This is a genomic window from Paraburkholderia suaedae (genome assembly GCF_040812055.1).
Lineage (GTDB): Bacteria > Pseudomonadota > Gammaproteobacteria > Burkholderiales > Burkholderiaceae > Paraburkholderia.
Genome location: NZ_JBFOAH010000002.1, coordinates 322,808 through 336,557, shown reverse-complemented (window position 1 = coordinate 336,557; position 13,750 = coordinate 322,808). Strand labels below are relative to the sequence as shown.

Below are 13,750 nucleotides of genomic sequence, written 5' to 3'. Positions count from 1 at the left end.
CTGCCGATGTCCATCCGCTATCCCTTATTGAATCGCGAACTGGGCATCCTGGGTTTCAACGAGCGTGTGTTGGCACAAGCTGCCGACCCCGCCGTGCCTTTGCTCGAACGCCTGCGCTTCATCTGCATCACCAGTAGCAATCTCGACGAATTCTTCGAAGTCCGCATGGCCGGATTGCAGGAACAGATGCGCGACAATCCGGGCGCGCTGTCGCCCGACGGCATGTCGCTGCAGCATGTGTATGACCTCGTGGTCGAGCGCGCGCAGAAGCTCGTGCATCGCCAGTACACGATGCTGCACGATACCGTGCTGAGCGCTCTCGAAGCGGAAGGCATCTATTTTCACGGCACCGAGGCGTGGAACGAAGCGCAGACCGAATGGGCGCGCGACTACTTCTTCGACGAACTGCTGCCGGTGCTCACGCCGATCGGACTCGATCCCGCGCATCCGTTTCCGCGCGTGCTCAACAAGAGCCTGAACTTCGTCGTCGAACTCGAAGGCAAGGACGCGTTCGGCCGCCAGGCAATGATGGGCATCGTGCAGGCGCCGCGCGCGCTGCCACGGCTCGTGCGCATGCCGCAGGACCTGTCGGGCTATCCGCATGGCTTCGTGCTCCTCAGCTCGCTTCTGCAACGCTTTGTCGGCGAGCTGTTTCCGAACCTGGTGGTGCGCAGCTGCAATCAGTTTCGTATCACGCGCAATAGCGAACTGTTCGTCGACGAGGACGAGATCACCAATCTGCGCGTCGCGCTGCAGGGCGAATTGCCGGCCCGGCATCTGGGTAATGCGGTGCGGCTCGAAGTGTCGGCGGAAACGCCCGCGCATGTGGTGCGGCGTCTGCTCGACGAAAGCAGCCTGTCCGATAAGGACTGCTACTACGCGAACGGCCCCGTGAATCTGGTGCGGCTGATGCAATTGCCCGAGATGGTGGACCGGCCGGAACTGAAGTTCGTGCCGCACATTCCCGCCACCCCGACGCGCATCGCCAACAGCACCAGCATGTTCGACGTGATCGATCAGGGCGACGTGCTGCTGCACCACCCCTACGAGAGCTTTCAGCCGGTGCTCGAACTGCTGCTGCAGGCGGCCAAAGACCCGAACGTGATGGCGATCAAGCAGACCATCTACCGCACCGGCACCGACTCGCCGCTGATGGACGCGCTCATGCAGGCCGCGCGCAACGGCAAGGAAGTCACGGTGGTGGTCGAGTTGCTGGCGCGCTTCGACGAGGAAACCAACATCAACTGGGCGTCGCAACTCGAAGCAGTCGGCGCGCACGTCGTGTACGGGGTAGTGGGCCACAAGTGCCACGCCAAGATGATGCTGATCGTGCGGCGCGTGTCGCAAGCCGGCAAGACCACGCTCAAGCGCTACGCGCATCTGGGCACCGGCAACTATCATCCGCGCACCGCGCGTCTTTATACCGACTTCGGTCTGATAACCGCCGACCAGCGAATCTGCGAAGACGTGCACCACGTATTCCAGCAACTGACCGGCATCGGCGGCGAATTGCGGCTGCATGAGTTGTGGCAGTCGCCTTTCACGCTGCACCCCAAACTGGTCGACGCGATTCGCGCCGAAGCCGAGCACGCGCGTGCCGGCAACAAGGCGCGCATCGTCGCGAAGATGAACGCGCTGCTCGAACCGACGGTGATTGCTGAGTTGTACGAAGCATCGCAGGCGGGGGTGAAGATTGATCTGATCGTGCGCGGCGTGTGTTCGCTGCAGCCTGGCGTGCCGGGGTTGTCGGAGAACATCACGGTGCGCTCGATTGTCGGGCGCTTTCTCGAACACCATCGCATCTTCTACTTCTACGACGGCGGCAAGGAGCAAGTCTATCTGTCCAGCGCCGACTGGATGGACCGCAATTTCTTCCGGCGCGTGGAAGTCGCGTTCCCGATCAACAACCGGCACCTGAAACGGCGGGTGATCGCCGAGGGACTGTCGGCGTTCCTCGGCGACAATCAGTCGGCGTGGCTGATGCAAAGCGACGGTCACTATCGCCGGCGGCGGCCGGGCAAGTCGTCGCGCAATGCGCAGATCAGTCTGCTTGGGAAGTTCTGTCCGTGAAGCCGACGCGGCTCGCCGTATTGGCGAGCCTTCGCAACGCAAGACAAACCGCCTTTTTTCAGGCGGTTTTTTCATGCCGATGCTTTTATCGAGTTTTCGTCAAACCGGCGCCGGTTGCCGCCGCGCGGTGCGATACACCGGAAAGCGCACGGTGAACGTGCTGCCGCGTCCCTCTTCGCTCTTCACGTCTAGCTGCGCATCGTGCCGCTGCAGCACGTGCTTGACGATCGCCAGACCGAGACCCGTGCCGCCGGTGTCGCGCGAACGGCTGCGATCCACACGATAGAAGCGCTCAGTGAGCCGCGGGATATCCGCGGCGGGAATGCCCAGACCGCTATCCGTGACGCTGAAGACCGCCTGCGCGCCTTGCGCCTGCCAGCTTACCTTGATGGCGCCACCGTCGGGCGTATAGCGGATCGCGTTCGTCACCAGATTGCCGAGCGCGCTGAGCACCTCCGTTTCGACACCGGTCACCGTCAGTCCTTCGTCCACGTCGAACATGATCTCGTGATGGTCGCTCGACAGGCTCTGCGCGTCGTCGCGCAAGTGCCGCAACACCGCGCGCATGTCGATCATCTGATCGCTCGGCGGCTTGTTGTCGCCCTCGAGCTTCGCGAGCACGAGCAGATCGTTGACGATATGGCGCATGCGCGACGCCTGCTGCTCCATCAGTTCGAGATAGCGCGTGCGCTCGCGCTCGCCCAGCGGCAACTCGCGCATCGTCTCCAGAAAACCGGAGAGCACGGTGAGCGGCGTCTTCAGCTCATGTGAGACGTTGGCGACAAAGTCGCGCCGCATCGCGTCGGTGCGCTCCAGCTCGGTAATGTCTTGCGACAACACCAGCTTGCGATTCTCGCCATAAGGAAACACCTGCACCGACAGCACGTTTTGGCGCTTCTCGCCCATGCCGCGCATGATCAGCATTTCCTCGTAGCGGTGCGAGTTCAGGTAGCGGATGAAGTTGGGATGACGCACCAGATGGGTGATGTGCTGGCGCAGGTCGCGCTTCGCGTCGAGACCGAAGTGGCTCTCGGAAATAGCGTTGCACCACTCGATCTGATCGTGGTCGTCGAGCATCGCGACGCCGTTGGGCGACGCCTGGATCGCCTGAATGAAACGCGAGTGCTGCTGCTCGACCTGGCGCACCTGCGCGTGCCAGCGCTTCGCGAGCTTGTGCAGACGGTAGTAGATTTCGCCCCAGATGCCCGGCGCGCTCGGCACTTCGCCGTACACCGGCGCGTCGAGCAAACGCCACAGCCGCTGTTTGTGAAAGGTGCTGAACAGGCTCTGCGCAAGCAGCATGACGATCGCGAGACCGAGTGCGGCCTTGACATTCACCAGTGCGCCGATCACTACGCAGGCAACAGCGAGCAGCACGACCGACACGATGTAGCGCGCCCAGATGATGTTCATGGTCTAGCGATCGAAGAGAAAAGCCGATGTGCCACGCGCCACGCGGCGGTTGCCTCGCGTCGCGAAAGTGACGTGTGTGAACTGCCGCGGCACAAGCGCCGCTGTCCGATGTCAGGCGCTCTTCGCGAGCCGGTAGCCGCTGCCGCGTACCGTCTCAATCATAGCATCGCACCCGGCCGGCTTGAGCGCCGCCCGCAGACGCTTGATGTGCACATCCACCGTGCGTTCCTCGACGAACACGTGATCGCCCCACACCTGGTCGAGCAGTTGCGTGCGGCTGTGCACGCGCTCGGGATGGGTCATGAAGAAGTGCAGCAGACGGAATTCCGTCGGGCCGAGATCGAGCTTGATCTCGCTGCCTTCGGCATGCGCGGCCACACGGTGGGTAGCCGGATCGAGCTTCAGGCCGTTGATCGCGACCAGGTCTTCGGTCAGTTGCGGCGCGCGGCGGCGCAACACCGCCTTGATGCGCGCCATCAGTTCTTTCGGTGAGAACGGCTTGGTGACGTAATCGTCCGCGCCGATTTCGAGGCCGAGCACCTTGTCCTGCTCATCGCCGCGGGCGGTCAGCATGATGATCGGAATGTGCTTCGTGCGCTCGTTCTCGCGCAGATCGCGGGCGAACGCGATACCCGATTTTCCCGGCAACATCCAGTCGAGCAGCACCAGGTCGGGCAGCACGTCGCTGATCAGGTTGCGCGCCTGCTCCGCGTTGTATGCGCGAATCGGGCAGTGTCCGGCGTGTTGAAGATTGACCGAAATCAATTCCGAAATGGCGGGCTCATCTTCAATGACGAGAATGCTGCTGGGCATCGGCACCTCTGGTCCTAATGTCTGGATTAACTGAGCGCTTCGCGCTCGAGCGCGTCGCGCGACTTGTGCCGCACGTCGGTGCCCTTCACGATATAGATGATGAATTCGGCGATGTTTTTCGCGTGGTCGCCGATGCGTTCGATCGCCTTGGCGATGAACAGAAAATCGAGGCCCACGGAAATCGAGCGCGGATCTTCGGTCATGTAGGAAATGAGCTTGCGCACGAACGCGCGGAATTGCTCGTCGATCGCTTTGTCGTCGCGCACGATCTGTGCGGCGGCGACCGTGTCGAGGCGCGCAAACGCGTCCAGCGCGCGGCGCAGGATCGACACCGCCATGTCGCCCGAGAGCTTGATCTCGGCGATATTGATGGTGCGCGACGCGCCGTCTTCCATCAGACGCTTGGTGCGCTTGGCGATTTTTTCCGCTTCGTCGCCGGCGCGTTCGAGATTGGTGATGGTCTTCGAGATTGCGATCAACAGACGCAAATCGCGCGCGGCCGGCTGACGGCGCGCGATGATGTTGCTGCACTCCTCGTCGATGTCGATTTCCATCTTGTTCAGGCGGTCTTCGGCGGCGATCACCTGCTCGACGATGTCGAGGTCGAACTCGTTGAGCGCCTGCATCGCGTTGACGATCTGCGATTCGACGAGGCCGCCCATTTCGAGCACCTTCGACGAAACCAGATTGAGGTCGGCGTCGAACTGGCTGGACAGATGCTTATCGGACATGTCGTACTCCGTGGTGGGTTCGGCCGATTAGCCGAAGCGGCCAGTAATGTAGTCCTCGGTTTCCTTGCGGACCGGCTTGATGAAGATCTTTTCGGTGTCGCCGAACTCGATCAGTTCGCCGAGATACATATAGGCAGTGTAGTCCGAACAGCGGGCCGCCTGTTGCATGTTGTGCGTGACGATCACCACCGTGTAATCGCTCTTCAATTCGGCGATCAGCTCTTCGATACGGCCCGTCGAGATGGGGTCCAGCGCCGAGCAGGGCTCGTCGAGCAGCAGCACTTCCGGGCGGATCGCGATGCCGCGTGCGATACACAGACGCTGCTGCTGGCCACCGGACAAACCGTAGCCGCTCTGGCCGAGCTTGTCCTTCACTTCGTTCCACAACGCGGCCTTGGTGAGCGCCCATTCGACGCGATCGTCCATCTCCGAGCGCGGCAACGTTTCAAACATCTTCACGCCGAACGCGATGTTGTCGTAGATCGACATCGGAAAGGGCGTCGGCTTCTGGAACACCATGCCGATGCGCGCGCGCAGCAGCGAGATATCTCGCCTGGACGTCAGCAGGTTTTCGCCGTCCATGAGGATTTCGCCTTCGGCACGTTGATCCGGGTAGAGCGCATACATTTTGTTGAAGGTGCGCAGCAAGGTGGACTTGCCGCAGCCCGACGGGCCGATGAACGCGGTCACCTTGCCCTCGGGAATCTTCAGGTTGATGTTTTTCAGCGCGTGATACTTGCCGTAGAAGAAGTTCAGGTCATTGACCTCGATCTTCGGACGCGACGGCGACGACGCCTGGCCGCTTTGCACTGGATCGGAGCTGCCGGGCGCCGCGGCCGCAGTGCGACCCGCGGTCCGATTCATTTGAGTTTCTGCCATATTCATGGGATTACACTCCGCCCTTACTTGTTCGAGAAGATCGTGCGCGCGAGGATGTTCAGTCCGAGCACCGCGAGCGTGATCAGGAAGACGCCGGCCCACGCGAGCGATTGCCATTGCGCGAACGGGCTCATCGCAAACTTGTAGATAGTGACCGGCAGGTTCGCGACCGGCTGGTTCATGTCCGCGGTAAAGAACTGGTTGGACAGCGCCGTGAACAGCAGCGGCGCGGTTTCGCCAGCGATCCGCGCGACCCCGAGCAGCACACCCGTCACGATGCCGGCAATCGACGCCTTCAGCGTGATCGACAGCACCATCTTCCACTTCGGCGTGCCGAGCGCGAAAGCCGCTTCACGCAGCGCGTTCGGCACCAGTTTCAGCATGTTTTCGGTGGTGCGGATCACGATCGGAATCTGCAGGAGCGCGAGCGCGAACACCCCTGCCCAGCCGCTGAAGTGGCCCATCTTCGCCACCACCAGCGCATACACGAACAGGCCGATCACAATCGACGGTGCGGACAACAGGATGTCGTTGATGAACCGCGTGCAGTTGCCCAGCCAGCCTTTCTGGCCGTATTCAGCGAGATAAACGCCCGCCAGAATGCCGATCGGCGTACCGACGAACGTGGCGAGGCCAACCAGCAACACGCTGCCGACGATTGCGTTGGCAAGGCCGCCGCCGTCGGTGTTGGGCGGCGGCGTCGATTGCGTGAACAGCTCGACGGACAAGCCGCCGACGCCCAGACGCAGCGTCGTATAAAGAATCCATATGAGCCACAGCAGACCGAATGCCATCGCGACGAGCGACATCGTCAGCGCGAATGCGTTGGTCATCCGGCGGCGGCCTTGCAAACGCACGCGCATCGCTTCGAGCGCGGCGGCGTCGTGCGAACCGGGCATGTTCAACGAGGATCGGCTCATTTCGCGCCCTCCCCTTTCTCGAGCCTAAGCAGCATGATCTTCGAAATCGCCAGCACGATGAAAGTGATCACGAACAGAATCAGGCCCAGCTCCATCAGCGCCGACGTATGCAGGCCAGGGTCTGCTTCCGCGAATTCATTGGCGAGCGCCGACGTGATGCTATTGCCGGGCGAAAACAGCGAAACGTTGTCGAGCAGATTGGTGTTGCCGATCACGAACGTAACCGCCATGGTCTCGCCGAGCGCGCGGCCGAGGCCCAGCATGACGCCGCCGATCACGCCGCTCCTGGTGAAGGGCAGCACGATCTTCCACATCACTTCCCACGTCGTGCAGCCGATGCCGTATGCCGATTCCTTGAGCAGCACCGGCGTGACTTCGAACACGTCGCGCATCACCGACGCGATATACGGGATGATCATGATCGCGAGAATCACGCCCGCGCACAGAATGCCGATGCCGATCGGCGGGCCGCGAAACAGCGCGCCGAAAAACGGAATGCCGCCGAGCACCGCGCCGAGCGGTTTCTGGAACCACGTCGCGAAGATCGGCGCGAACACGAGCAGGCCCCACATGCCGTACACGATCGACGGAATCGCGGCGAGCAGTTCGATCGCGATGCCGAGCGGCCGACGCAGCCACGCGGGGGCGAGTTCGGTCAGGAACAGCGCGATGCCGAAGCTGACCGGCACCGCGATGAGGAGCGCGATGATCGAGGTCGCGACCGTGCCGTAGATCGGCACTAGCGCGCCGAATTGCTTGCTGGGCGGATCCCACTCGGCGGTCCACAGGAAGCTCAGACCGAACGCCCTGATCGACGGCATGGAAGCCACGATCAGCGAAACGATGATGCCGCCCAGCAGCAGCAGCGTGATGACGGCGGCAAGGCGCGCCAGGCCGCCGAAGATCACGTCGCCGACGCGGCCGGGCGCCTTCTGCGAGGTGCTGCCGGGCGGGTTGGCCCTGCTTGCGCCAGACGCTAAATGGATATCGGACATGAGAGCCTGATGGACCTGTTTACAGTTGCCGTATGACAGGTGTCGTGCGGCCGGTAATGCTCGGGTTGATGCCTGGTTTGATGCCTGGGTTGATGCCTGGTTTGGTGCCGTTGGCCGTCCTCGGATGACGACGGCCAACGTGTTGCGTGATGCCTTTGCCCATTGCCAAGCTTAGTCGGCGATCGGCTTGCCCGCAGCGTCCTTCACCTTCTGCTTCCACTGCGTGCGGATTTCGGACACAACCGAATCCGGCAACGGGATGTAATCCAGGTCGTTCGCCGCCTGTGTGCCGTTTTTGAAGGCCCAGTCGAAGAACTTCAGCGTTTCGGCGCCTTGCGCCGGTTTATCCTGCGCCGTGTGCAGCAGCACGAAGGTCGCGCCGACGATCGGCCAGGCGTTCTTGCCCGGCTCGTTGGTCAGGATCTGATAGAACGACTTCGACCAGTCCGCGCCCGCTGCAGCTGCCTTGAAGGTGTCCGTCTTCGGCTCGACTACCGTGCCGGACGAATTCTTCAGCGCCACATACGTCATGTGGTTCTGCTTGGCATACGCCCATTCCACGTAACCGATCGCGCCCGGCAGACGTTGCACGAATGCCGCCACGCCGTCGTTGCCCTTGCCACCCGTACCGGTCGGCCAGCTGACCGTCGAGCCTTCACCGACTTTCGACTTCCAGTCCGCGTTGACCTTCGACAGATAGTTCGTCCAGATGAAGCTGGTACCCGAACCGTCGGCGCGGCGCACCACGGCGATGTCGGTATCCGGCAGCTTGAGCTTCGGGTTCAGCGCGACGATGGCGGGGTCGTTCCACTTCTTGATCTTGCCCAGGTAGATGTCGCCGAGCACCTGGCCCGACAGCGTCAGTTCAGCCGGCTTCACACCCGGCACGTTGACGACCGGCACTACGCCGCCGACCACCGTCGGGAACTGGAACAGGCCGTCTTTGGCGAGTTCGTCGTCCTTCAGCGGAGCGTCCGAGCCTGCGAAATCGACAGTCTTTGCGACGATCTGCTTCACGCCGCCGGACGAACCGATACCCTGATAGTTCACCTTGCCACCGCCGCTCTTCTGATAGGCGTCGGCCCACTTCGTGTAGATCGGTGCTGCGAAGGTGCTGCCCGCGCCGGTGATGTCTGTGGCTTGCGCTGCGACTGCGAAAAGCGCGCCAGCGACGCCAGCGAGCACGGTTTGCATCAATTTCATGAGACCTCCAAGGTGTGAGCGGTGTGAGCGAATAACCCGAATACCGCGAAGCTTAGGGGCTCTTTGTGACAGTAACGTGACGGTTCGTGATAGCGATGTGACAGTGACATTACGAGATGAAAGGCTCGCAGGCGAGACACATCGACGGTTGCACGACGCTGATCACGATGTTCTGGAGATTAGGCGAAAAAAGACCGGGCGCGAACGTTTGCGAGCGAAATACGAGGCAGCATGCCCGGAAAATAGCAAGCTGCGGGGACCCAACACGGCGTGAACAAAAAGCCGGCGGCTTGCGTTTGGACGGCGTGCGAACGCTTGCGAGTCTGGCGCCGGATGTGCAAGCGGCGGAACATCGTACTGCCGTCCCGCCGCTGCGCCAACCAGGCCTTGAAAGCGCGCCTTAGGCGGTGGCCTGCTTCACCGCGTCGGCAATGGCTTCCGAATGATGAACCGCGTCGTCGATATTCTGCGCCTCGACCATCACGCGCAACACGGGTTCGGTGCCGGATGCGCGAATCAGCACGCGGCCGCGGCCGTTCAATGCGTGCTCCGCCTTGCCGATCGCACGACGGATGGTGTCGCTGCCCTTCCAGTCCGCGTCGGGGTTCATCCGTACATTGATCAGCTTCTGCGGGAACAGGATGATGCCGTCGAGCAGTTCGGCGAGCGATTTGCCGCTGCGCTGCATCGCCGCCAGCACCAGCAACGCGGAGACGATGCCGTCGCCGGTCGAATGGCGGTCCAGCGACAGAATATGGCCGGAGCCTTCGGCCCCGAGTTGCCAGCCATGCTCGCGCAACTGCTCGAGCACATAGCGGTCGCCCACCGCCGCGCGGACGAACTTCACGCCCGCCTCCTGCAGCGCGACCTCGACCGCCATATTGGTCATCAACGTGCCGACCGCGCCGTCGACCTTGCCCGCGGTCGCGATGCGGTCCTTCACCAGCACGTACAGCAGTTCGTCGCCGTTGTACAGACGGCCAGCCGCGTCGACCACCTGCAGACGGTCGGCGTCGCCGTCGAGCGCAATGCCGAGATCCGCGTGATTCGCACACACGGCGCGCACCAGCGCGTCGGGCGCGGTCGCGCCCACACCGTCGTTGATATTGAAGCCGTTCGGCGCGACACCGATGGGGATCACCTCGGCGCCGAGTTCGTGAAAGACGTGCGGCGCGATGTCGTACGCGGCGCCATGCGCGCAATCGACCACCAGCTTCATCCCGCGCAGGTCGAACGCAGCCGGAAACGTGCTCTTGCAGAACTCGATGTAGCGGCCAGCCGCATCGTCAAGTCGCCGCGCCTTGCCAAGCTGTTCGGATGCCGCACAGGCGAGCGGCAGCTCGAGCTGCTCCTCGATCTGCGCTTCCACCTCGTCCGGCAGCTTGTTGCCGTCGGCGGAGAAGAATTTGATGCCGTTGTCGTAGTACGGGTTATGCGAGGCGCTGATCACAACGCCCGCAGCGAGCCGCAGGGCGCGCGTCAGGTACGCTATGCCGGGAGTCGGCATTGGGCCGGCCAGCATCACGTCGACGCCGGCTGCCGAAAAGCCCGACTCGAGCGCGGCTTCGAGCATGTAGCCCGACACCCGCGTGTCTTTACCGATTAGCACCGTGGGCCGGGTGCTCGATTTGGTCCGACGATCCGCGCCCGCGAGTACCTTGCCTGCCGCATAACCCAGCCGCAATACAAACTCCGGCGTAATAGGCCCTTCACCGACCTTGCCCCGAATCCCGTCCGTTCCGAAGTAACGACGTGCCATGTTTTACCTATCTCCCTTGCTTGGGGACGAATGACGCGCGCGGCCGTGATTCGCCGCGTCGCGCATGGTTGCCCATATTTTCAACGAATCTACCGTTTGCGCGACATCATGCACGCGCAGGATCGCCGCGCCCCGTTCGGCTGCGCACACAGCGGCGGCGATGCTGCCGGCGACGCGCTCCGCGGGCGGACGGCCGATCACCGCGCCGATCATCGACTTACGCGACATGCCGGCGAGAATCGGGTACGGCGGCACGGCCTGCGGTGCGGTGTCCGGCAAATGGGCAAGCAACGCGTAGTTGTGCTCGACGGCCGCCTTGCCGAAGCCGAAGCCCGGGTCGACGCTAATGCGCTCGCGCGCGATACCGGCTTGCTGTAGCGTGGCGACTCGCTCCTCGAGGAAACGGCGAACCTCGCTCACCACGTCCTCATAGGCCGGTTCGCCGAGCTGCATGGTCTGCGGCTCGCCCAGCATGTGCATCACGCATAAACCACATGCGCTGTCGCGGACCGCGTCGATCGCACCGGGCATCCGGAAGCCCCAGATGTCGTTGATCAGATCGGCGCCCGCACTCAATGCGTGACGCATCACTTCCGGCTTGTACGTATCCACTGACAACGGCACGTTCATCGCATGCAGTTGCTCGACAAGCGGGATCACGCGCGCCAGTTCTTCGTCGAGCGGCACGGGCGGCGCCCCGGGGCGGGTCGATTCGCCGCCGATGTCGAGGATGTCGGCCCCCTCGGCGATCATGCGCTCCGCCTCGCGCAGCGCATCGCCGCGCGTCGCGTATTTGCCGCCATCGGAAAACGAATCGGGGGTGATATTGAGGATACCCATGACCAGTGGGCGTTCAAAAGTCAGCTTGAAGCGGCCGCATTGCAGCGGCGCGGGAATCGGAAGAGAAGAGAGAGCGGCTTTCGACACGTAACGAGGCTTCACATAGGACGGATAAATGCAAACGGGCCGGTGTGAAGCACACCGGCCCGCACTTTCTACTGATTGCCTGTCAGGCCGGCGCAGTCGCGCTGCCGGGCTTGACCTCGGTGCCCGGGCTGCCGCCCGACGAGGCGTCGCTGGCCGATGGCGGCGAGCTCTTTGGCGAACGCGGCGGACGGCCCGCCATGATGTCGTTGATCTGATCCGCGTCGATCGTTTCCCACTCCATCAGCGCGGCGGTCATCGCTTCGACCTTGTCGCGGTTTTCCTGAAGCAACCGCTTCGCGAGGTTGTACTGCTCGTCCAGCACCCGGCGGATTTCCGCGTCGACCTTCTGCTGCGTCGCTTCTGAAATGGTGCGCGTGAAGCCGCGGCCGAACGGCGTTGCGTCGTTTTCGTCGTCGACGTAGACCATCGGCCCCAGCGCGTCGGTCATGCCGAAGCGAGCCACCATTGCGCGCGCCGTCTGCGTCGCCTTGTTGAAGTCGTCCGACGCACCCGTGCTGATCAGATTCAGGAACAACTCTTCCGCGACCCGGCCACCGAACAGGATCGCGAGACGATCCAGCAGGTAGTCTTTCGAATAGGTTTCGTTGTCGTGCTCCGGCAATTGCCACGTGACGCCCAATGCACGGCCGCGCGGGATGATCGTGACCTTGTGCACCGGATCGGCCTTGGGCAGCAGCTTCGCGATCACGGCATGGCCCGACTCGTGGTATGCCGTGGCGCGTTTGGACTCTTCGCGAATCACGGCCGACTTGCGCTCCGGACCCATGAAGATCTTGTCCTTGGCATCTTCGAAGTCCGTCATTTCGACGATGCGCTTGCCGCGACGAGCCGCGAACAGCGCGGCTTCGTTGACCAGGTTCGCGAGGTCGGCGCCCGAAAAGCCCGGCGTGCCGCGCGCGATCACTGCCGCGTCGACGTCGTTGGAGATCGGCACCTTGCGCAGGTGGACCTTCATGATGTGTTCGCGACCGCGGATGTCCGGCAGACCGACATACACCTGACGGTCGAAACGGCCAGGACGCAGCAGCGCCTTGTCGAGCACGTCGGAACGGTTGGTTGCAGCGATCACGATCACGCCCGAGTTCGCCTCGAAGCCGTCCATTTCGACCAGCATCTGATTGAGCGTCTGCTCGCGTTCGTCGTTGCCGCCGCCCATGCCGGCGCCGCGATGGCGACCCACCGCGTCGATTTCGTCGATGAACACGATGCACGGTGCGTGCTTTTTAGCCTGCTCGAACATGTCGCGCACACGAGCCGCGCCGACACCCACGAACATTTCGACGAAGTCAGAACCCGAGATGCTGAAGAAGGGTACTTTCGCCTCCCCGGCAATAGCACGCGCCAGCAGCGTCTTACCCGTTCCCGGCGGGCCGACCAGCAGTACGCCGCGCGGGATGCGGCCACCGAGCTTCTGGAACTTCTGCGGATCGCGCAGGAAGTCGACCAGTTCGGAGACTTCCTCCTTCGCCTCGTCGCAGCCGGCGACGTCGGTGAAATTGATAGCGTTATTGTTCTCGTCGATCAGGCGCGCACGCGATTTGCCGAACGAGAACGCCCCACCTTTGCCGCCTCCCTGCATCTGTCGCATCATGTAGAACCAGAAGCCGATGATCAGGATGGTCGGCCCAAGGTAGTACAGCGCGGAGACGAGCGCATTGGGTTCGTCGTCAGCCTTGCCGCTCACTTGTACGCCGTACTTCATCAGGTCGCCGACCATCCAGATGTCGCCGGGCGACACGATCTGATATTTCTGGCCGTCTGCTGGAGTGACCGTGAGGTTACGCCCCTGGACAATGACGTTCTTGACTTTGCCGTTCTTTGCGTCGTCCATGAACTGCGAATACGAAACGCCTTCCTGGACACGGGGCTTGTCAAACTGCTTGAACACCGTAAACAGCACCAGTGCGATAACCAGCCACACTGCTGCCTTCGAAAACATATTGTTGTTCAAAGCACCACTCCTTCACTTAGACGGGCGCCTACATTTGCCTTGCGGCTCCACAAAAGCATTCTAATCCA

Annotated in this window: 11 protein-coding genes; 1 reads left to right on the top strand and 10 read right to left on the bottom strand. The window is 62.5% G+C overall.

The window, feature by feature from the left end:
* Positions 1–6 precede the first annotated feature (6 nt).
* The gene (gene ppk1 / locus ABQJ48_RS04950) at positions 7–2,070 is read left to right on the top strand and encodes a polyphosphate kinase 1 (RefSeq protein WP_367836380.1); all 2,064 of its coding nucleotides are present in this window, start codon (positions 7–9) and stop codon (positions 2,068–2,070) included.
* Positions 2,071–2,169: 99 nt separating this feature from the next.
* Here the strand turns inward: ppk1 and phoR are convergent, their stop codons facing one another.
* The 10 genes from phoR to ftsH all read right to left on the bottom strand — a co-directional run bounded on the left by phoR (position 2,170) and on the right by ftsH (position 13,682).
* Positions 2,170–3,483, bottom strand: a complete 1,314-nt coding sequence (gene phoR, locus ABQJ48_RS04945) for a phosphate regulon sensor histidine kinase PhoR (protein ID WP_367836379.1) — start codon at positions 3,481–3,483, stop codon at positions 2,170–2,172.
* Positions 3,484–3,594: 111 nt separating this feature from the next.
* Positions 3,595–4,296 (bottom strand): phosphate regulon transcriptional regulator PhoB, encoded by a 702-nt coding sequence (phoB, locus tag ABQJ48_RS04940; protein WP_367836378.1) that lies wholly within the window; start codon positions 4,294–4,296, stop codon positions 3,595–3,597.
* Between the two features lie 26 nt (positions 4,297–4,322).
* Positions 4,323–5,027: a phosphate signaling complex protein PhoU gene (phoU, locus tag ABQJ48_RS04935; protein ID WP_367836377.1), complete on the bottom strand. Its 705-nt coding sequence runs from the start codon at positions 5,025–5,027 to the stop codon at positions 4,323–4,325.
* Positions 5,028–5,054: 27 nt separating this feature from the next.
* Positions 5,055–5,891, bottom strand: a complete 837-nt coding sequence (gene pstB, locus ABQJ48_RS04930; RefSeq protein ID WP_473094099.1) for a phosphate ABC transporter ATP-binding protein PstB — start codon at positions 5,889–5,891, stop codon at positions 5,055–5,057.
* A 38-nt stretch (positions 5,892–5,929) separates the two neighbouring features.
* The gene (pstA, locus tag ABQJ48_RS04925; protein WP_367836375.1) at positions 5,930–6,826 is read right to left on the bottom strand and encodes a phosphate ABC transporter permease PstA; all 897 of its coding nucleotides are present in this window, start codon (positions 6,824–6,826) and stop codon (positions 5,930–5,932) included.
* Positions 6,823–7,821, bottom strand: coding sequence for a phosphate ABC transporter permease PstC (gene pstC / locus ABQJ48_RS04920; RefSeq protein ID WP_367836374.1), 999 nt, complete (start codon positions 7,819–7,821; stop codon positions 6,823–6,825). The genes pstA and pstC overlap by 4 nt, the downstream gene beginning before the upstream one ends.
* 171 nt (positions 7,822–7,992) lie before the next feature.
* Entirely contained in the window at positions 7,993–9,024 is a 1,032-nt protein-coding gene (pstS, locus tag ABQJ48_RS04915) for a phosphate ABC transporter substrate-binding protein PstS (protein ID WP_367836372.1), read from the bottom strand.
* 400 nt (positions 9,025–9,424) lie between these two features.
* Positions 9,425–10,783 carry a phosphoglucosamine mutase gene (gene glmM, locus ABQJ48_RS04910; RefSeq protein WP_367836371.1) on the bottom strand — a complete coding sequence of 453 codons (1,359 nt, stop codon included), beginning with the start codon at positions 10,781–10,783 and terminating at the stop codon, positions 9,425–9,427.
* A gap of 3 nt (positions 10,784–10,786) precedes the next feature.
* Positions 10,787–11,710, bottom strand: coding sequence for a dihydropteroate synthase (gene folP / locus ABQJ48_RS04905; protein WP_367836369.1), 924 nt, complete (start codon positions 11,708–11,710; stop codon positions 10,787–10,789).
* A gap of 82 nt (positions 11,711–11,792) precedes the next feature.
* Positions 11,793–13,682: an ATP-dependent zinc metalloprotease FtsH gene (gene ftsH, locus ABQJ48_RS04900; RefSeq protein WP_367836367.1), complete on the bottom strand. Its 1,890-nt coding sequence runs from the start codon at positions 13,680–13,682 to the stop codon at positions 11,793–11,795.
* Positions 13,683–13,750: the final 68 nt, after the last annotated feature.